General features: G+C 65.9%; 17 protein-coding genes and 1 riboswitch. Of the genes, 10 read left to right on the plus strand and 7 right to left on the minus strand.

All coding sequences use genetic code 11. The features are described 5' to 3' along the window. The first annotated feature begins 44 nt into the window (after positions 1-44). On the plus strand, positions 45-956 hold the full coding sequence (lpxC, locus tag AC1DKR_RS14790; protein WP_223494239.1) for a UDP-3-O-acyl-N-acetylglucosamine deacetylase: 912 nt from the start codon (positions 45-47) through the stop codon (positions 954-956). 280 nt (positions 957-1,236) lie between these two features. Here the strand turns inward: lpxC and AC1DKR_RS14795 are convergent, their stop codons facing one another. Beyond that, positions 1,237-1,686, minus strand: a complete 450-nt coding sequence (locus AC1DKR_RS14795) for a DciA family protein (protein WP_230110841.1) — start codon at positions 1,684-1,686, stop codon at positions 1,237-1,239. A 12-nt stretch (positions 1,687-1,698) separates the two neighbouring features. On the opposite strand from AC1DKR_RS14795, the gene AC1DKR_RS14800 reads away from it, so the two are divergent. From AC1DKR_RS14800 to AC1DKR_RS14810, 3 genes are all read left to right on the plus strand, one after another. Then, positions 1,699-2,652 carry a M23 family metallopeptidase gene (locus AC1DKR_RS14800; RefSeq protein ID WP_108267187.1) on the plus strand — a complete coding sequence of 318 codons (954 nt, stop codon included), beginning with the start codon at positions 1,699-1,701 and terminating at the stop codon, positions 2,650-2,652. Positions 2,653-2,991: 339 nt separating this feature from the next. Continuing rightward, positions 2,992-5,724 carry a preprotein translocase subunit SecA gene (secA, locus tag AC1DKR_RS14805; protein ID WP_025876568.1) on the plus strand — a complete coding sequence of 911 codons (2,733 nt, stop codon included), beginning with the start codon at positions 2,992-2,994 and terminating at the stop codon, positions 5,722-5,724. A 97-nt stretch (positions 5,725-5,821) separates the two neighbouring features. Continuing rightward, a complete protein-coding gene (locus tag AC1DKR_RS14810) occupies positions 5,822-6,775 on the plus strand; it encodes a Nudix family hydrolase (protein ID WP_478033340.1) in 954 nt (317 codons plus the stop codon). Positions 6,776-6,891: 116 nt separating this feature from the next. Here the strand turns inward: AC1DKR_RS14810 and AC1DKR_RS14815 are convergent, their stop codons facing one another. Next, the gene (locus AC1DKR_RS14815; protein ID WP_478033341.1) at positions 6,892-7,473 is read right to left on the minus strand and encodes a DUF4124 domain-containing protein; all 582 of its coding nucleotides are present in this window, start codon (positions 7,471-7,473) and stop codon (positions 6,892-6,894) included. A 41-nt stretch (positions 7,474-7,514) separates the two neighbouring features. After that, complete coding sequence (gene metF / locus AC1DKR_RS14820; protein WP_478033342.1) at positions 7,515-8,342, minus strand: methylenetetrahydrofolate reductase [NAD(P)H]; 828 nt, start codon at positions 8,340-8,342, stop codon at positions 7,515-7,517. A 204-nt stretch (positions 8,343-8,546) separates the two neighbouring features. Here metF and AC1DKR_RS14825 point away from each other — a divergent pair, with 204 nt between their 5' ends. Genes AC1DKR_RS14825 through AC1DKR_RS14835 form a run of 3 tightly spaced genes read left to right on the plus strand, consistent with a single transcriptional unit; the run spans position 8,547 to position 11,297 of the window. Further along, the gene (locus AC1DKR_RS14825; RefSeq protein ID WP_478033343.1) at positions 8,547-9,482 is read left to right on the plus strand and encodes an alpha/beta fold hydrolase; all 936 of its coding nucleotides are present in this window, start codon (positions 8,547-8,549) and stop codon (positions 9,480-9,482) included. Positions 9,483-9,519: 37 nt separating this feature from the next. Then, the gene (locus AC1DKR_RS14830; protein ID WP_312785789.1) at positions 9,520-10,569 is read left to right on the plus strand and encodes a sensor histidine kinase; all 1,050 of its coding nucleotides are present in this window, start codon (positions 9,520-9,522) and stop codon (positions 10,567-10,569) included. Continuing rightward, positions 10,566-11,297 (plus strand): LytR/AlgR family response regulator transcription factor, encoded by a 732-nt coding sequence (locus tag AC1DKR_RS14835; protein ID WP_223494245.1) that lies wholly within the window; start codon positions 10,566-10,568, stop codon positions 11,295-11,297. The genes AC1DKR_RS14830 and AC1DKR_RS14835 overlap by 4 nt, the downstream gene beginning before the upstream one ends. Before the next feature lie 9 nt (positions 11,298-11,306). Here the strand turns inward: AC1DKR_RS14835 and AC1DKR_RS14840 are convergent, their stop codons facing one another. Then, complete coding sequence (locus AC1DKR_RS14840) at positions 11,307-12,830, minus strand: amidohydrolase family protein (RefSeq protein ID WP_033830365.1); 1,524 nt, start codon at positions 12,828-12,830, stop codon at positions 11,307-11,309. Between the two features lie 136 nt (positions 12,831-12,966). On the opposite strand from AC1DKR_RS14840, the gene AC1DKR_RS14845 reads away from it, so the two are divergent. Next, positions 12,967-13,524: a DUF3228 family protein gene (locus AC1DKR_RS14845; RefSeq protein WP_100462950.1), complete on the plus strand. Its 558-nt coding sequence runs from the start codon at positions 12,967-12,969 to the stop codon at positions 13,522-13,524. A gap of 69 nt (positions 13,525-13,593) precedes the next feature. Then, on the plus strand, positions 13,594-14,229 hold the full coding sequence (locus AC1DKR_RS14850) for an energy transducer TonB (RefSeq protein WP_363729859.1): 636 nt from the start codon (positions 13,594-13,596) through the stop codon (positions 14,227-14,229). On the opposite strand, the gene AC1DKR_RS14855 is transcribed toward AC1DKR_RS14850, so the two are convergent. From AC1DKR_RS14855 to ahcY, 3 genes are all read right to left on the minus strand, one after another. Next, positions 14,226-14,729, minus strand: coding sequence for a hypothetical protein (locus AC1DKR_RS14855; RefSeq protein ID WP_100462955.1), 504 nt, complete (start codon positions 14,727-14,729; stop codon positions 14,226-14,228). The two genes, AC1DKR_RS14850 and AC1DKR_RS14855, sit on opposite strands and share 4 nt — an antisense overlap. Continuing rightward, positions 14,729-15,202 (minus strand): Cys-tRNA(Pro) deacylase, encoded by a 474-nt coding sequence (ybaK, locus tag AC1DKR_RS14860; protein WP_100462958.1) that lies wholly within the window; start codon positions 15,200-15,202, stop codon positions 14,729-14,731. Before ybaK ends, AC1DKR_RS14855 begins: the two co-directional genes overlap by 1 nt. Before the next feature lie 231 nt (positions 15,203-15,433). After that, on the minus strand, positions 15,434-16,879 hold the full coding sequence (gene ahcY / locus AC1DKR_RS14865; protein ID WP_025876541.1) for an adenosylhomocysteinase: 1,446 nt from the start codon (positions 16,877-16,879) through the stop codon (positions 15,434-15,436). 36 nt (positions 16,880-16,915) lie between these two features. Then, a riboswitch (S-adenosyl-L-homocysteine riboswitch) is annotated at positions 16,916-16,998 on the minus strand. A gap of 123 nt (positions 16,999-17,121) precedes the next feature. Here ahcY and AC1DKR_RS14870 point away from each other — a divergent pair. Beyond that, positions 17,122-19,638 carry a S9 family peptidase gene (locus AC1DKR_RS14870; RefSeq protein ID WP_478033344.1) on the plus strand — a complete coding sequence of 839 codons (2,517 nt, stop codon included), beginning with the start codon at positions 17,122-17,124 and terminating at the stop codon, positions 19,636-19,638. The last annotated feature ends 17 nt before the right edge of the window (positions 19,639-19,655 follow it).

The following is a 19,655-nucleotide window of genomic DNA, read 5'->3' on the forward strand; positions in this document are numbered from 1 at the left end:
GACCCTGCGTGTTAATCTAATGTGTCACTTCCGGCCGTCCCCCCATGATCCAGCAACGCACCCTCAAGAACACGATCCGCGCCACCGGCGTAGGCCTGCACAGCGGCGACAAGGTCTACATGACCCTGCGCCCGGCGCCGGTCAACCATGGCATCGTGTTCCGGCGCGTGGACCTGGACCCGGTGGTGGAAGTGCCTGCGAAGGCTGAGCTGGTCACCGAAGTGACGCTGTGCACCGGCCTGACCTGCAACGACGCCAAGATCCAGACCGTCGAACACCTGATGTCGGCCCTGGCCGGCCTGGGTGTGGACAACATCATCGTCGAACTGTCCTCGGCCGAGCTGCCGATCATGGACGGTTCGTCCGGCCCGTTCGTGTTTCTGCTGCAGTCGGCAGGCATCGTGGAACAGGACGCGCCCAAGCGCTTCATCCGCGTACTGAAGACCGTGGAAGTGACCGAGGGCGACAAGATGGCCCGCTTCACGCCCTACGAGGGTTACAAGCTGGGCTTCACCATCCAGTTCGACCACCCGATGATCCCGGCCAAGCAGTCGCGCCAGGAAATCGAGTTCTCGACGATGGCCTACACCAAGGAAATTTCCCGTGCGCGCACCTTCGGGTTCATGCGCGACCTGGAATACATGCGCGAGCGCAACCTCGGCCTGGGCGGTTCGATGGACAACGCCATCGTGCTCGATGAGTTCCGCGTGCTCAACGAAGACGGCCTGCGCTACGCCGACGAATTCGTGCGCCACAAGATCCTCGACGCGATCGGCGACCTTTATCTGGCCGGCGGCCAGGTGTTGGGTGCCTACGAGGGCTTCAAGTCCGGTCACGCGCTCAACAACAAGCTGGTACGGGCATTGATGGCCGATGCTACCGCCTGGGAATGGGTCACTTACGACTCGCCGGCGGTTGCGGACCCCGTGGTGTATGCCACGCCGGCCTATGCTTGATTCCACAGGGTATTGATTTTAAAGACAAAAACGCCGCCTCCCAGGGCGGCGTTTGCGTTTCCGGTATCCCTTGAGGCGCTGGCGCAGTCGGTGACGCGACGGCCGGGCCGAGGTCACGGTTTTGTGAACCTGTTGGATCGGAAGCCTGAATTTAACGTTGTTTTAACAACAATCTAACGACTGGCCCCCCGGGGCCAGCTAGGATGCGATCCGGCCCCCGAAATGTTTCACGCTGCGGTGACACGCGCGACGGGGAGTGGAGCAGGACGCTCCGCTGCTTTCAGGTTTCCCGCTTCGGTTTCGAAGGAAGGTCCTGCAGAGCTGCCAAGGCGTCGCGTAGCCCTTTGTGCGTGGCGGCTGAAACTGCGTGGGGTCCATTCCGGTTGTCGAGCGCTGGGGAGCGCGTGGGAGTGGGAGACGCAGTCTTGACGGTCACCTTGGTGGCCTTCAGCCCGATGGACCGGGCCGCGTCGAGCAACTGGGCTTCGGCAAGCCGCAACTTGGCATGCCAGACCGGGGACTCGACGAGAAAAACGAGGTGTTCCCCGTCCACATTGGCCAGCCGGCAACGGCTGCGCAGAGGTGGCGGCAACTGGGGGCGCAACTGACGGTCCAGCGCGTCGAGCCACATGGCACGCCGCAGCGGGTTCCCGCTTTTGTCCGCCATCACTACATCCAGGGCCGGTTTCGGTCTGGATGCGGGACGAACGCTGGATTTCGGCTCAGACATGAAAACTCACTGATGGCATTTAAAAAGATCGTAATCAAAACGCGTGAAGGACAGGCCAAATCGGCGCTCACGCGTTTGCGGTTCTACTTCGAGGACCGCCCCCGAGCCCTGCTGGGCAGCGTGCTCGGCGCAGGTTGCATTATCGGCCTTGCCGGCGGCATTGGTGCCAGCGCGCTCAATGATTCGCGCCTGCAGGCCAAGGTCGACCGCCAGGAGGCCGAGCTGGCCAAGGTCCAGCGCGATGCGCAGACCCAGGTCAACGCGCTGGCCGCCCGCCTCGGCGAGCTGCAGGCACAGGCCACCCGCCTGAACGCCCTGGGCGAGCGACTGACCCAGATGGGCAAGCTGGAAGACGGCGAATTCGACTTCAACGAGACCCCCGGCCTCGGTGACGGCGATGCCGGCGGCCCGACCGCCGACATTCCGGTGAAGGACGTCAACGCCGACTTACAGGTGCTGGAGCAGCGCTTCGCTGCTTCAGGCCGCCAGTTGTCGGTGATGGAATCGCTGATGTTCGACCACCAGCTGCAGCAGAACGCCGTGCCCTCGCGCATGCCGATCCGCAACAGCTACGTCACCTCCGGCTTCGGTACCCGTGCCGACCCGTTCGGTCGCGGTGCCGCCACCCACAAGGGCATGGACTTCCACGCCCGCGTCGGTGACCCGGTGATGTCGGTGGCCGACGGCGTGGTCAGCTTCTCCGGGGTCAAGGGCGGCTACGGCAACGTGGTCGACGTGGACCACGGCAATGGCTACGTCACCCGCTACGCGCACAATTCGCGCCTGGTGGTGAAGGTCGGCGACCTCGTCCGTGCCGGCCAGGAAGTGGCCAAGGCCGGTTCCACGGGTCGTTCGACCGGCGCCCACGTGCACTTCGAGGTGTGGGAGAACGGCAACGTGGTCAACCCGCGCAAGTTCCTCGGCGATGGCGGCAATACCCCGGTCGGGCGCATCACCCGCGGTTGATCCCGCTTTGGCTTGCCGGCCGGCGGCCGGCACTACCGCCCCCGGAGTACGGGGGCAGCGCCGTAGGCGCGGGGGTGTGGAGGCCAGGTAAGCGGGGCCCGCGGTCCGCGCAGCGGAGCGTGGGAGCGCCAGCGCGCATGCGCTGACGCGTACCCGGCCAGCGGCCGGCACTACCGGAATGTTCGGATGCCAATGCCGCCACAGGGTTGAAACCCCAGCGGCCCATCCCAAGCTACAATGGGTGTTGCCATCGACAGGGCGCCAAGCGCCCTGATTCGTTTGCGGCGGACGGATCCTTCCCGGAGCCGTGCGGCATTTCCATCCAACCCGGTTCCCTCAATGATCAACAGCCTGCTTACCCGCGTATTTGGCAGTCGTAATGAACGACAGCTGCGCCAGCTCAACCGCATCGTCGCCAAGATCAATGCGCTGGAGCCGGAGATCGAGAAGCTTTCCGACGAGCAGCTGCAGGCCAAGACGCCGGAGTTCAAGCAGCGCATCGCCGGTGGTGAAGCCCTGGACAAGGTGTTGCCGGAAGCGTTCGCGGTCTGCCGCGAGGCCGGTCGCCGCGTGCTGGGCATGCGCCACTACGACGTGCAGCTGATCGGCGGCATGGTGCTTCACCTGGGCAAGATCGCAGAAATGCGCACCGGTGAAGGCAAGACCCTGGTGGCGACCCTGCCGGTGTACCTCAACGCGCTGGAAGGCAAGGGCGTGCACGTGGTCACCGTGAACGACTATCTGGCCCGCCGCGATGCCGCGCAGATGGGCAAGCTGTACAACTGGCTGGGCCTGAGCGTGGGCGTGGTCTACCCGGGCATGCCGCACAGCGACAAGCGTGAAGCCTATGGTTCGGACATCACCTACGGCACCAACAACGAATTCGGTTTCGACTACCTGCGCGACAACATGGCGCTGTCCAAGGCTGACCGCTACCAGCGCGGCCTGCACTACGCCATCGTCGACGAAGTCGACTCCATCCTGATCGACGAAGCGCGTACCCCGCTGATCATCTCCGGCCCGGCCGACGATTCCCCGGAGCTGTACATCCGCGTCAACCGCATCGTGCCGAACCTGGTCAAGCAGGAAGCGGAAGACGGCGAAGGCGACTTCTGGGTCGATGAGAAGGGCAAGCAGGTGCACCTGTCCGAAGCGGGCATGGAGCACGCCGAACAGCTGCTGGTGGAAGCGGGCATCCTCGATGCCGAGACCGAAGGCCTGTACGCGGCGCAGAACCTGACCGTGGTCCACCACCTCAACGCCGCCCTGCGCGCGCACGCCATCTACCAGCGTGATGTGGACTACATCGTGCGCGATGGCGAAGTGGTCATCGTCGACGAATTCACCGGCCGTACCCTGGCCGGCCGCCGCTGGTCCGATGGCCTGCACCAGGCGGTGGAAGCGAAGGAAGGCGTGCCGGTTCAGCGCGAGAACCAGACGCTGGCCAGCATCACCTTCCAGAACCTGTTCCGCATGTACAAGAAGCTGTCCGGCATGACCGGTACGGCCGATACCGAAGCGTTCGAATTCCAGAGCATCTATGGCCTGGAAGTGGTGGTGATCCCGACCAACCGCCCGACCATCCGCAAGGACAGCCCGGACCAGGTGTTCCTCAACCGCAAGGGCAAGTTCAATGCGGTGCTGGCCGACATCGAAGAGTGCGCCAAGCGTGGGCAGCCGGTGCTGGTGGGTACCACCTCGATCGAAACCTCGGAAATGCTGTCCGAGCACCTGCGCAAGGCGGGTGTGAAGCACGAAGTGCTCAACGCCAAGCAGCACGACCGCGAAGCGACCATCGTTGCCAACGCCGGTCGTCCGGCTGCCGTGACCATCGCCACCAACATGGCCGGTCGTGGTACCGACATCGTGCTGGGTGGTTCGCTGGAAGCGGAAATCCACGAGCTGGGCGAAGGCGCGACCGACGAGCAGAAGGCCGCGATCAAGGCCGAGTGGCAGAAGCGCCATGACGCGGTCAAGGCTGCGGGCGGCCTGCACATCGTCGGCACCGAGCGCCACGAATCGCGTCGTATCGACAACCAGCTGCGTGGCCGTTCGGGCCGCCAGGGTGATCCGGGTTCGTCCCGTTTCTACCTGTCGCTGGAAGACAACCTGATGCGCATCTTCGCCTCCGACTGGGTGCAGAAGGCCATGCGCATGATGGGCATGAAGGAAGACGACGTCATCGAGGACCGCCTTGTCAGCCGCCAGATTGAAAAGGCACAGCGCAAGGTCGAGGCCCACAACTTCGACATCCGAAAGAACCTGCTGGATTTTGACGACGTCAACAACGACCAGCGCAAGGTGATCTACGCCCAGCGCGACGAACTGCTGGACGCCGAGTCGGTGAAGGACAACGTCGATGGCATCCGCGACGACGTGATCTTCGACATCGTCGCCCGCTTCGTGCCGCCGAACTCGGTGGACGAGCAGTGGGACCTGCGTGGCCTGGAAGCCACCCTGCAGTCGGACTTCGGCGTGGACATGTCGCTGACCGATCTGGTCAAGTCGCACGAGGAACTGGACGCCGAAGGCATCACCGCCAAGGTGCAGGAACGCATCAACCAGCACTTCGCCGAGAAGGAAGCGGGTGTGGGCGAAGAGACCATGCGCGCACTGGAGAAGCACGTGATGCTGACCGTGCTCGACCAGAGCTGGAAGGAACACCTGGCGCGCATGGATTACCTGCGCCAGGGCATCTACCTGCGCGGTTATGCGCAGAAGCAGCCGAAGCAGGAATACAAGAAGGAAGCCTTCGAGCTGTTCTCGGACATGCTGGAGAACGTCAAGCGCGAAGTGGTGACCCTGCTGGCCCGCGTGCGCATCCGCAGCGACGAGGAAGTGCAGGCACTGGAAGCAGCCGAGCGCCAGCAGGTGGAGGCCCGCCTGAGCCAGTCGCAGTTCCAGCACCAGGACGCTGGCGGCTACGGTGCCGACGAAGAGGCGGCGCAGGTGGAGGCCGCCCAGCAGGGCGTGGCGCAGCTGCAGCGTGACGAGCCCAAGATCGGTCGCAACGATCCGTGCCCGTGCGGCAGCGGCAAGAAGTACAAGCACTGCCACGGCCAGCTGAGCTGACCCCCCGGAGAGCCCCGCGAAAGCGGGGCTTTCCTGTTCTGGGCCTTGAAGCGTTCGGCGATTGCGCCGGTGCCCCGGTTTTCGGCATGCTCCCCCCATGCCTTCCCCGAAACGATCGATCCACGTCGTTGCCGCCGTCATCACTGACGCCCGCGGTCGTATCCTGCTCAACCGCCGCACCGAAAGCCGCGACATGGCCGGCCTCTGGGAATTCCCGGGCGGCAAGCGCGAGCCCGGTGAGACCTCCGAACAGGCGCTGGTGCGCGAGCTGCGCGAGGAGCTGGGCATCGAGGCCGAGGTGGGCGAGTGGATCATGGACGTGCCGCAGCGCTACCCGGACAAGGACCTGACCCTGGAAGTGCGCCACGTGCGCAGTTGGAAGGGCGCCCCGCGTGGACGCGAGGGCCAGGCCATCACCTGGGTGACGCCGGACAAGCTGGCCCGTTATTCAATGCCGCCGGCCGACCTGCCGGTGGTGGCCGCACTGCGCCAGCCGGACTGCTACCTGATCACCCCTGTGCCGGACATCGATGAGGGCGGCCTGCAGCGTTGGCACGGCCAGCTGCAGCAGGCGGTGGCTTCGGGGCAGCAACGCATCCAGCTGCGCCTGCCCGCCGAGCATCCGCAGCGTCAGGGCGTGATCGAGCAGGCCGTGCGCGCGCATCGGCGCGGTGTGCAGTGGTTGCTCAACCGCGATATCGAACTGGCGCGCACCCTGGGGGTTGGCGTGCACCTGGGCAGCGAGCAGCTGCAGTCGCTGCAGGAACGCCCGCTGCCGGCCGGGCAGCTGGTGGCGGCCTCCTGCCATGACCTTGAACAGCTGCTGGCCGCACAGCGGCTGGGCTGCGACTTCGCGGTGCTGGGGCCGGTGCAGGCCACTGCGAGCCATCCCGATGCAGTGCCGTTGGGGTGGGAGGCCTTCGCCGCGCTGCGCGCGCAGGTCTCGCTGCCGATCTATGCGCTCGGCGGCATGACACCGCAGCATGTGGCCGAGGCACGCCGTCACGGCGGGCAGGGCATCGCCGCCATCCGCGGACTGTGGCCGGCGTAGCGCCATACACAGGGTCGCAAGCAAGTAGATCCACGCCATGCGTGGATGAGCAGACCCACGTCACGCAGCGACCAGTAGATCCACGCCATGCGTGGATGGCGGTTCAGCAGACCCGCTCACAACGTAATCCAGAAACACCCGTATTGCCGCCGCAGCCCAAGCACCGTCGCCGCTCGCGTCGCGCTGCCCGGCAGGGTCTGCTCCAACCGCAACCCGACCGGGCGCCTTGCAGTCGGTGCAGGTGCCGTATCCGATTCCAATTCCTGCGCGCCAGGGCCCGCGCCCTCATCGACATCCTGCCGCGGATACACCGGCACCACGTCCACCAGCGGTCGTCGCACCACCGATTCCAGCTGGCCAAGAATGCGCTGCGCGCCGGCATCGGACACCGCGCCCCACAGGTACAGCGAAGAGAGCCGGTTCACATCACCGATGCTGACCGCGGTGTTCAAGGCCTGCACCAGTTCGCTCAAACGACGTGGACAGCTGCTGCCGAGGCTGTCGCGTTGCAGGGTATTGCCGGAAGGCGTTGGTGGCGGGCGCCGGGACTGCGCACCCAGGCTATCGCAGGGGCGGTCGGTATAGACACTTTGCCCCTGCGGATCGGTGCATCGGTTCAAGCGCGTGGACTGCGCCTGCGCAACGGCGCAGACGCCGGGCAGCAGCAGGAGCAGCAACAGGGACAGGACGACCTTCATCGACGCAGCGTAGCGCCGATTGCGATAACGCAGCGTACTTTTCAGCCACGCAGCAGCTTCAGAACCGAGACGGTCGGCTTGGCCAGGTTCAGCGTGTAGAAATGCAGGCCAGGGGCGCCGCCTTCGACCAGGCGCTGGCACAGCTTGGCCACGACCTCGGCACCGAACGCGCGGACCGATTCGGCGTCGTCACCGTAGGCCTGCATCTTGCGGCTGATCCAGCGCGGAATTTCCGCACCGCACTGTTCGGAGAAGCGGCGCAGCTGGCTGAAGTTGGAGATCGGCATGATGCCCGGGGTGATCGGCACCTGCACGCCGAGCCGCTGCACTTCGTCGACGAAGTGGAAGTAGGCATCGGGATTGAAGAAGTACTGGGTGATGGCCGCATCGGCACCGGCGTCGATCTTGGCCTTGAAGTGCTTCAGGTCGAGCAGTGCGTCCTGCGCCTGCGGATGCGTTTCCGGATACGCGCCCACTTCGATGCGGAAGGCATCGCCGTGTTCGGCGCGGATGAAGGCGATCAGTTCGGAGGCGTAGCGCATGTCGCCGGGGAAGCCCATGCCCGACGGCAGGTCGCCGCGCAGCGCGACCAAGCGCCGGCAGCCGATGGCACGGTACAGCTTGAGCAGCTCGCGGATCTCCTGGCGGGTGCCACCTACGCAGGACAGATGCGGGGCCGCCTCGAAGCCGTGGTGCTGGTTGAGATGGCGCACGGTCTCGGAGGTGTAGCTGAGGGTCGAGCCACCGGCGCCGAACGTGCACGACACGTACTCGGGTGCGTACTCCTTGAGCTTGGCCGCGGCACGGTCCAGCTGGCTACGCTGTTCATCGGTCTTGGGCGGATAGAACTCGAAGCTGATGGCGGTCATGGCACGGGCGGTGGCGTCGGGTTCGGATCAGTATATCGCTTCATCAAGATGGATGTGCGGTGAACGTGTAGGGTCAGGCCGTCCCGTGCTGGCGACCGTTCGCCCCGCTGAGGGGCCGTTGCTCCGTAATCGCAACCGGGGCACCGGAAGCCAAGCCAGGCTGGTCCCAATCCCGGCACCACCCACGCGATGAAGGAGCAGACGATGAAGATCTTCCAGGCACTCTGGTACGCGATGAAGGCCTTGGCCAGGCTGGCGATGATCGGCTTGGCGATGGCCGTGCTTGGCTCAGGCCCGGCCCATGCCACCGCCGTCGACAAGGCCGCCGTTCCAGGCACAGTGCAGGTCGAGGTGCTCGGCAAGGGCCGTCCCTTGCTGATGATTCCCGGGCTTAACAGCAGTGCGGAGGTCTGGCGTGAGACCTGCCTGGCCCTGAAGGACGTGCAGTGCCATCTGGTGCAACTGCCGGGTTTTGCCGGTGCGGCGCCTGCCGATCCGCGCCCGGCGGATTTCCTGCCGGCAATGCGCGACGAACTACTGGGCTATCTGCAGGCGCGGCACCTGTCGAAGGTTGCCGTGATCGGCCACAGCCTGGGGGGTGTGCTGGCGATGCAACTGGCACTGAAGGCACCCGATACCATCGGTCCGCTGGTGATCGTTGATTCGCTGCCGTTCTATGCGGCGGTGATGAACCCGCAGGCCACCGCGCATAACGTGGGGATGATGGCCGGGCAGCTGCGTGAAGGCCTGCTGGCGGCCGATGAGGCCAGCTTCAATGCACGCAACGATGCGACTGCCAAAGCCCTGACCCGCAGCACCCAGCATCTGCCGGAGCTGCAGCGTTGGGGGCGCGACAGTGATCGCACGAGCATGGCCGATGCGATGTACTCCATGCTGGTGCGCGATCTGCGTGATGACATCGCCGGCATCCACACGCCGGTCCTGGTGCTGGGCAGCTGGGCCGCTTATCAGTCGATGGGGGGTACGGAAGCCAGTACCCGTGCGCAGTTCCAGGCGCAGTACGCGAAGCTGCCGGGTGTGCAGATCGAGATGAGCGCACAGGGTTACCACTTCCTGATGTGGGATGATCCGCGTTGGCTGCAGGCGCAGGTGCGCCGCTTCCTCGCCGCACATCCCTGACCGCCGTATGCCCTTTCCTCCACCGCCAAGGCTGCTCATGGACGCTACCACGCCATCCCGCCGCTTCTGGATCCTCAACGCGCTGGCGTGGGCAGGCTATGCGACGTACAGCCTGTGGCTGGGGGTGCGTATCGGCGGCGGTACGCTGTTCAGCGGCGTGGTGTTGATCTCCCTCAGCATTGCCGTGTCCCTGTGGTTGTGCAGCGGCGCGCTGCGTTCGGTCGCACTGCGGCAGCGCTGGTGGGATGGCAGTCTGGGCAGACTGGTGCTGAAACTGGCAGCTGGCGTGGTGGTCGGCGCCAGCATTGCACAGGGGCTGACGGCGGCATTGCTGTTGCCGGCGCTGGCCCTGGGCTGGGTGCAGTTGCCCGGTGGGCGTGCCGACTATCAGCTGTCGTCGGTCGTGCTGTACTGGATGAACACCGCCCTGTTCCTTTTGATGTGGACGGGGTTGTGGGCGGGCCTGCATGGCTTGCGCCGCGCGCGCCACAGCGAGCTGGCGCGATTGCGCGTGGAGGCGGAGCGCAGCGCCCTGGAGCGCGATGCGTTACGTGCGCGGCTGAATCCGCATTTCATGTTCAACGCATTGAACAACCTGCGAGCGCTGATTCTGGAAGACCCCGAGCGTGCCCGCGACATGGTCACCCGCCTGTCGCGCACGCTGCGCCACGCATTGGCCCACAATCGCAGCGAGCAGGTGACCCTGGCCGAGGAACTGGAAGTGGTCGACGACTATCTGGCCATCGAGGCGATCCACTTCGAACAACGTCTGCAGGTGCGGCGGGAGATAGCCGCAGAGGCTGTGCAGGCACAACTGCCTGCGATGGCATTGCAGCTGTTGGTGGAGAACGCGATAAAACATGGTATTGCCAGCCGCGCGGGCGGCGGCGAGGTACATATCCGCGCGTCGCTGGAAGATGACCTGCTGCGCCTCCAGGTGGACAACCCGCTCTGCACTGGCGGCGAACCTGCGCAAGGGCATGGTGTGGGACTGGCCTACCTGCGCGCGCAGCTTGGCACGCGCGGCCGTTTCGCCCTGCAGCCGATCGGCGACCGCATGCAGGCGCTGCTGGAGATTCCACAATGACGGCCGCGCTGCGTGTGTTGATTGTCGATGATGCACGGCTGGCGCGGCAGGAGCTGCGAACGCTGCTGTCGTCGCTGCCATGGGTGCAGTGCGTGGGCGAGGCCGACGATGTGCCTGCTGCGCGCGAGGCGATCGCCACGCTGGCGCCGGACCTGGTGTTGCTGGATGTGCAGATGCCCTCCGGTACCGGCTTCGATGTACTGGACGGGTTGGAAAGGGTGCCCTCGGTGGTGTTCGTCACTGCCTACGACACCTACGCAGTGCGCGCGTTCCGGGCCAATGCACTGGATTACCTGGTGAAGCCGGTGGAAGCACCGCGACTGCTGGAAGCGCTGGAGCGTGCGCGTCATCATGCGGCGTTGGATACCGAACCTCCCACAGTGCACGGCACGCTGGGTGCGCAGGACCAGGTGTTCGTGCGCGAAGGCGAGCGCTGCTGGTTCGTGTCCATTGCCGAGATCCGTCGGCTGGTGGTGGACGGCAACTACACGCGGCTGTGGTTCCGCGACCAGAACGCATTGCTGGCCCGCAGCCTGAGCGCGTTGGAAGCACGCTTGCCATCGGACCTTTTCTTTCGTGCCAACCGCAACACGCTGGTCAACCTGCGGCGCATTCGCGCGGTCACGCCGAGCATTGGCGATGGTTACGATCTGGCACTGGATGATGGCAGTGAAGTGGAGGTGTCGCGGCGGCAGGCACGGGAGCTGCGCGAGCGGATGGCGCTGTAGCCGCCGATCCTACAGTTCCGCGCTGACCGGGCTGGTCACGAATCCCCACAGCAGCCGCGCCATCACCGCAGGTGAGCGTGCCTGCGCGCGGGAGTAGGCCAGCAGTGCATCCAGCCTTGGACGGTCGTAGAGGTGGCCGGCCAGCAGCACCGCATGCACGCGCCGGCTGTTGCCGATGTCCAGCAGAGGATTGCCGTCCAGCAGCACCAGGTCGGCCGCCTTGCCGACCTCGACACTGCCATGCCGGGCCTGCAGGCGAAGGTGCTGTGCGGCGTGCAACGTGGCTGCGCGCAGCACGTCGGCCTGGCTGAGTCCGGCCTGGTGCAGCAGTTGCAGTTCATCGTGATAGCGGAAGCCGCCAAGCCCGGTGTCGGTGCCCACCAGCACCGGAACACCGGCGCGGTGCGCAGCGCCGGTCAGTGCCAGGCCATGATTGAAATAGGCGTGCAGTGCGCGCTCGCCACGTTGGCCTGGATGGCGGGTGACCGTGGCCTGCAGGTCGTCGCGCCAGGCCCAGCGCGAAAGCGGATCGAGGTACGCCAGTCGCGGATCATCGATGAAGCCCGGATCGCGCGCGCGGGCATCCTCCTCGCGGGTGACATGAGTGGGCACGAAGGCGCTGCCGCTGGCCTGCATCAGCGCGAAGGCGGCCTTGCACCTTGCAGGCGCATAGCTGTCCACCAAGTGCTCGGCCAAGGCTGTCGGGTCTTCACCGTCCAGCGTCCCGCTGCGCCATGCAGCTGCGGAGCCGGAGCAGTGGCGAACGAACAGATGCGCGTGTTCAAAGCTGTGCTGTCCGGCCTGCAGTGCCTCTTCCAGCGCCACCGCCCTGGGCAGGTGGCCCACCAGCGGACGATGCAGTTGCCGCGCCTCGGCAGCCAGCCGTTGGTAGGTATCCGGGCGCAGCCGGTTGTAGACCTTCAGTGCATCCACGCCGCGCTCGGCGTACTCACGCGCGCGACGGACGGCGTCCTGTGGTGCCAGCGCAGGGTCTTCGAAGTAGAAGCTTGCCACCTGCACGAATCGCGGCGCGGTCAACGTGCCAGCGATGGCCTGTGCGCTCCAGCGACGCTTGTCAGCGACGCAGGCGATCAGCGGATCGGTCGGCTGCGGGCAGTCCATCATGTCGCGGGTGCCGGTGATGCCGTTGGCCAGCATCAACGGGAACTGCAGTTGCGGAGACAGCTGCAGTGCGTGGGTATGCATGTCCCAGAAGCCAGGCAGCAGCCAGCGGCCACCGGCGTCGAATACGTGCAAGGTGGCGTCGTGGGGGCCATTGCCGATGGCGATGATGGTGCCGTTGCGCACCGTTACAGTGGTGGGCGCGCTGGCAACGCCGTTCTGCACGTCCACCACCCGCGCATTGATGATCACCCGGCTGTTGCCGACATCGGGTGGCGGCGGCGCTGGCAACGGCCAGATCAGGGCGGCAGCGAACAGCAGGGGCGGAGCGAGAAGCACAGCCGCTACTGCCTTCAGCAGAGGCCGTTGGCGTGATCGAGGGGAAGGGGACAACGCGCGTGCTGCATCCATGAGCCTGCAATCCCTGCGGTAGGTCGAAGGTAGGGTGGGGCAAGTCCGCCGCGGACGCCAGTGACTCTCGGCCTGCTCCCCCTGCACCGCCGGGGGCGGTTACCCTGTGCAGCGGATTCTTCGATCACACCGCGCCATGTCCATCGTCCTCACCGATTTCGCCCGCCCCCGCCTGTTCCCGCGCGTACCGCGCGGCAACACCATCCAGGACTGCAGTGCCGAGCAGTTCCAGGCGCATCTCAACGCGCACCCGCCGCTGAAGGTGCTCGATGGCTATGCACCGTTCTGCAAGCTGTTCGTCTATGAAAACTGGACCAGCACGCGCTGCCTGACCGTGCCGATCACCGACGCCAACCGGCACCAGCTGCGCAGTGGCTACGAGGCGCGCAACCGCGACGAACTGCCGGTGCTGGTGCGCTGGTTCGAGGGCGTGGAATCGCCGCGGGCGAACTTCCTGGTGGTGATCCTGTACAGCGCCGAGCAGTTGGCCAAGGAGGGCTCGCCCATTGATGCGGACTGGGGCATCGTCGGCTGCATCTACACCGCCGAACCGGAAGAAGTACCGATGGCACCGATCACGATGATGCGCAATGCGCTGGGCGTGGAGGAGGGTGGCTCCGGCGTGCCGCTGGACCGTGCGGCGTACCAGCGTGCCGTGGCGTTCTGGGAGAACAACGCCAACTGGCGCCCATGATCGGGACGCTGTGAAACGGCCGCGCAACAACACGCTACGATGGCGGCAGATTGGCGCAGGAGGTGCAGAATGATGATGGGACGCATGAACCCACGGGGCGCTGTGCTGGGGACCGTGCTGCTTGCCGCTGGTGGTTGCTCGGCGGGATACGACGCCGACGCGTCCTGCGGAAGCTTGTCCGAGCCGGCGGCGGTCCGTGATGCCAGTGTCGACCAGTTGCAGGCATCCAGTATCGGAGGGCGCTGTACGTTCCGCGCAACCGGGAGCGATGCAGCAGCGCTGCAACGCCAGCAACGCATGCTGGAGGCGATCTCCCTCATCGCATGTGGCAAACCGGCAAACGCCCAGCCGACGCAGGGAACATCGGGCTTCGAACTGCAGATGCCTTCGCGCTGCGCGCTCTCCGCACGCACGTCGCAGGTTGTCCAGGATGCCGCTGGCTGGCGTCTTGACCGCGCTTCCATGCCGAGCTATCCGGCGGCTGCACGCGCTGACAACCTGCAGGGCAAAGTGAGCATGAGCGTGCTGTTGAATGACCAGGGGCACGCCGAAGCAGTCATCGTTGCGGGGTCCAGCGGTCATCCGCTGCTCGACGAAGCGGCAGTGAAGGCCGCGCTGGGATGGCGATGGAAACGGGAGGGAGGGACCTCCAGCACCCCACGTATGAGCATGGTGCCTGCCACAGCCACGTTTGCGAGCGATTAGCCGGCCGAAGTCCCCGCCATCGGTGTCCACTCCCACCACGGGTAGTGGTACTCGCGATCGATGGCATCCCAGTGCTGGCCGCAGCAGGTGCAGGCCACCCGATGACGGTCGCCCCAGCCGTCCTCGGCTACGCCGAGTTCCAGCAAGCGCACATGACCCTGTTCGATCAGACGGCGTGGGTCGAAGAACAGATAATCCGGATACAGCGCGCACAAGCAGCCGCTGCGTTCACGCCAATAGCGCAGGCGGCGCAGTGCGGCTTTCAGGTGCACATCGTTGCTGACCAGTGCCCCGCCAAGCTGCACGCCCTGGCAGGCCTGCTCGATCCGCTCCGTCTGCGGCGCCAGCGCATCCAGCGTCGTAGCGCTGAACAACCGTGCCACGCGGCTGCTGGCCGCATGGATACGACTGGCATCGCGCGACAGCAGATCCTGCAGCAGCACATCGGCCTGCGGATCGTCCAGCCGCGGTGGCGGCGATGTGGACCAGGGCCAGCGCATCAACGGGGCCTGCCGATCGCGGCGTAGTGGCCGCCGGTCAGGTGCAGCAGGTCGGCCGGGGCCAGTTCCACTTCCAGGCCGCGGCGTCCCGCGCTGACGTGCAGGGTGGGCAGTGCCTGCGCGCTGGCGTCGAGAAAACTGCGCAGGCGCTTCTTCTGCCCAAGCGGGCTGATGCCGCCGACCAGATAGCCGGTTGCGCGCTGCGCGGCATCGACGGCGGCCATCTCGCACTTCTTGCAGCCGGCCGCCTCGGCCAGTGCTTTCAGGTCGAGCTGGCCGGCCACCGGTACGATCGCTACCAGCAGTTCGTGTGTTTCGGTGTTGGCCAGCAGCGTCTTGAATACCTGTGCCGGGTCCAGGCCCAGCTTTTCGACGGCTTCGCCGCCATAGGATTCGGCATGGGCGTCGTGCACGTAGCTGTGCACGGTATGGGCGATCTTCTCGCGCTTGAGCAGGTTGATGGCCGGGGTCATGGGGGAATCGTAGCGCGGGGCGAAGGCGTTGCCTTGACTGAGACTACTGCGTGTGGCCAATGAACAGCATCCACGCGTGGCGTGGATCTACACCACCTTTGTGTCGGATGGATGCAGGGCGGATGACCGAACGCCAACGCAGAACGGGCGCCCGAAGGCGCCCGTCCGTGTGCATCCGTTGCTGGGGTCAGAGCCCTTTCCTGCGGAAAGGGATCCGACCCCGCGCAGGCATCAGTAGCGGTAATGATCCGGCTTGAACGGACCTTCCACCGGCACGCCGATGTAGTCGGCCTGTTCCTGGCTCAGGGTGGTCAGCTTCACGCCGATCTTCTCCAGGTGCAGGCGGGCCACTTCTTCGTCCAGCTTCTTCGGCAGCAGGTACACCTTGTTCTCGTAGGTGCCCTTGTTGGCCCACAGGTCGATCTGGGCCAGGGTCTGGTTGGCGAACGAGTTGGACATCACGAAGCTCGGGTGGCCGGTGGCGCAGCCCAGGTTGACCAGGCGGCCTTCGGCCAGCAGGAAGATCGCGTTGCCGTTGGGGAAGATGTACTTGTCCACCTGCGGCTTGATGTTGACGTGCTTCACGCCCGGGAAGGCGACCAGCGCATCGACCTGGATCTCGTTGTCGAAGTGGCCGATGTTGCAGACGATGGCCTGGTCCTTCATCGCGCTCAGGTGCTCGATGCGGATGATGTCCTTGTTGCCGGTGGTGGTGACGTACAGGTCGGCACGGCCCAGGGTGGATTCGATGGTGTTGACCTCGAAGCCTTCCATCGCCGCCTGCAGGGCGCAGATCGGGTCGATCTCGGTGACGACCACGCGCGCGCCGTAGGCGCGCAGCGAGGCGGCGCAGCCCTTGCCCACGTCACCGTAGCCGCAGACCACGGCGACCTTGCCGGCCAGCATCACGTCCATCGCGCGCTTGAGGCCATCGGCCAGCGACTCGCGGCAGCCGTACAGGTTGTCGAACTTGCTCTTGGTGACCGAGTCGTTGACGTTGATCGCCGGGATCAGCAGGGTGCCGGCCTGGGCCAGCTGGTACAGGCGGTGCACGCCGGTGGTGGTTTCTTCCGAAACGCCCTTCCAGTCCTTGACCACGCGGCCCCAGTAACCCGGGCGCTCCTTGGCCACGCGCTTGAGCAGGTTCTTGATGACCTGCTCTTCGTGCGAAGCAGCCTTTTCGTCGACCCAGGTGCTGCCGTTTTCCAGCTCGTAGCCCTTGTGGATCAGCAGGGTCACGTCACCGCCGTCGTCGACCACCAGCTCCGGGCCGGTCAGGGTGCCGTCGGGCAGGGTGAAGGTCAGCGCGTCCAGGGTGCAGTCCCAGTACTCTTCCAGCGACTCGCCCTTCCAGGCGAACACGGGGGTACCGGTGGCGGCGATCGCCGCAGCGGCGTGGTCCTGGGTCGAGAAGATGTTGCACGAAGCCCAGCGCACGTCGGCGCCGATGTCCTTCAGGGTCTCGATCAGCACCGCGGTCTGGATGGTCATGTGCAGCGAGCCGGTCACGCGCACGCCCTTCAGCGGCAGCTCGGCCTGGTACTTGCGGCGGATGGACATCAGGCCCGGCATTTCGTGCTCGGCGATGTCCAGTTCCTTGCGGCCCCAGTCGGCCAGGGTGATGTCGCGGATCTTGTAATCGCCTTCGGTGGAGAAGGTCTTGGCAACAGCATTCATGCAGTAGCTCCGGTTGTGGGCGAGCGGATGCTCGCATCTGGCCGGGCGCCGTTGTTGCAAAGCCACCTGGCCGAGCCTGGCCGGTCTCAAGGGATCCGGTCGCAGCGCCCCTCGGCAGGGGAGGATGCCCATTATATCGCGCCTCCGCTGTGACACGGCGATGACCCAACCATCGGCAGATGGGCGCAGGTGCATGGCCTGTTAAGGTCGAGGGCTTCACGCAGCGAACAGGTGGAACAATGATGAGCACGCACGCACGCCGCAACCGGCGCTTGACTGGCCTGGTCCTGTCGATGGCACTGCTGGCGGTGGTCCCGCAGGCCTGCGCTGCGGCACCGCAGGCGGCCGCAGCGCAGGCACAGGGCGTGGCCGGTTACGAGCTGCCCTCGGCCGCACTGCAGGCCGTGGTCGACGCGCCGCGGGCGCCGTCGCTGTTCCTGTCGCCGCGCCGGGATGTCGCCGCGCTGATGCAGATGCCGTCGCTGCCGTCGATCCAGGTGGTGGCGCAGCCGGAGCTGAAACTCGCGGGCCTGCGCATCAATCCGAAAACCTTCTCTGACAGCCGCTTCAGCTTCGGCCAGAAGCTGTGGTTGATGAATGTGGCTGACGGCAAGGAGCGGCAGATCAGCGGGTTGCCGGCCTCGCTGTCGATCGCCAGCCTGACGTGGTCGCCGGACCAGAAGTGGCTGGCCTTCAACCAGGTCGATGCCGCTACCGGGGCCAATGAGCTGTGGCTGGTGGACGTGGCTGGCGGCAGCGCCCGTCGCCTGGTCGCCGGCCTGAACACCGTTCTGGGCACTGGCTACCAGTGGTTGCCGGACAGCCGTGGCCTGGTGGTGTTCACCCGCCCGAGCAACCTTGGCGCCGCCCCGGCTGCAGATGGCATCCCGACCGGTCCGGCCGTGCAGCAGACCAGCCAGGGCGGTGGCGTGGTGTCCATCCGCACCTACCAGGACCTGCTGAAGAACGAGGCCGACGCGCGCCAGTTCGATTACTACGCCACCACCCAACCGATGGAAGTGGGCCTGGACGGGCAGAGCCGTGCCATCGGTGCGGCCGGCATCTTCATGGGTTTTGCGGTGTCGCCCGACGGCCGTTTCGTGCTCAGCCAGCCGGTGCAGCGTCCGTACTCCTACGTGGTGCCGCTGAGCAGCTTCCCGCGCCGCATCGAAGTGCTCGACCGCAGCACCGGCAAGCTGGTGCATACCGTGGCCGTACGGCCGCTGGTGGAAGGCCTGCCGACCGGCAACGATGCCGAAGTGACCGGCGTGCGTGACATCAGCTGGCGCGGCGATGCCGATGCCACCCTGGTCTGGGCCGAAGCGCAGGATGGTGGCGACCCGAACAGGGAAGCCAAGGTGCGCGATGCGGTGTTCATGCAGGCCGCACCATTCGACACGCCGCCGGTGACCCTGGCCCAGCTCGGCAGCCGCTATGCCGGCATCAGCTGGGGCCGCGGCGACCTGGCCCTGCTCAACGAATCGTGGTGGAAGACCCGCCGCAGCAAGACCTGGCTGATCGCACCGGACAACGCCAGCGCCGATGCCAGGCTGCTGTGGGATCGCGACGCGCAGGACCGCTACGCCGATCCGGGCCGCCCGCTGATGGCCAGTGATGATCGCGGCCGCTCGCTGCTGCAGACCACCGCTGATGGCGGCAGCCTGTACCTGGCCGGTGCCGGTGCATCGCCGGAAGGCGACCGTCCGTTCGTTGATCGCTTCGACGTGGCCAGCGGCAAGGCAACCCGCCTGTTCCATTCGCAGGCACCGACCTACGCCGCGCCGGTAACGCTGCTGGATGCGCAGGCCAGTTCGCTGCTGATCAGCCGCGAGAGCCCGGACGAGCCGACCAACTTCTACGTGCAGTCGCTGGCCGACACCAACGCCGCACCGCGTGCGCTGACTCATTTCGCCCATCCGCTGCCGCAGCTGAAGGGCGTGCAGAAGGAGCAGATCCGCTACAAGCGCAAGGACGGCGTGGACCTGACCGCGACCCTGCTGCTGCCGCCGGGCTACGACCCCAAGCGCGATGGTCCGCGGCCGCTGCTGATGTGGGCCTACCCGGGTGAGTTCAAGAGCGCGGCGGCCGCCAGCCAGGTGACCGATTCGCCGTACCGCTTCAACGCCATCAGCTACTGGGGCCCGCAGGCGTTCCTGGCCAAGGGCTATGTGGTGCTGGCCAGCCCGTCGATGCCGATCATCGGCGAAGGCGACAAGGAGCCCAACGACACCTACATCGAACAGCTGGTGGCCAATGCGCAGGCAGCGGTGGACGAGGTGGTGCGGCGTGGCGTGACCGACCGCGAGCACATCGCCATCGGTGGCCACTCCTACGGTGCGTTCATGACCGCCAATCTGCTCGCGCACACCCGCCTGTTCAAGGCCGGTATCGCGCGCAGCGGCGCCTACAACCGCACGCTCACCCCGTTTGGTTTCCAGGCCGAAGAGCGCAACTACTGGCAGGCGCAGGACGTGTACCAGAAGATGGCGCCGTTCAATTACGCCGACAGGATCAAGGATCCGATCCTCTTCATCCACGGCGTGGACGACAACAACTCGGGCACCTTCCCGATGCAGAGCGAACGCATGTTTGCCGCAGTGAAGGGGCTGGGCGGCACCGCCCGCCTGGTGATGCTGCCGAACGAATCGCATGCCTACCGTGCACGCGAATCGATCATGACCATGCTGGCCGAAAGTGAGCGCTGGCTGGAGCAGACCATCGGCCCGGCCGAGCAGGGCAAGGCCAAGAAGAAGCGCTGACCGGACCCGGTAGTGCC

The sequence above is a fragment of the Stenotrophomonas sp. 01N47 genome (genome assembly GCF_056399165.1).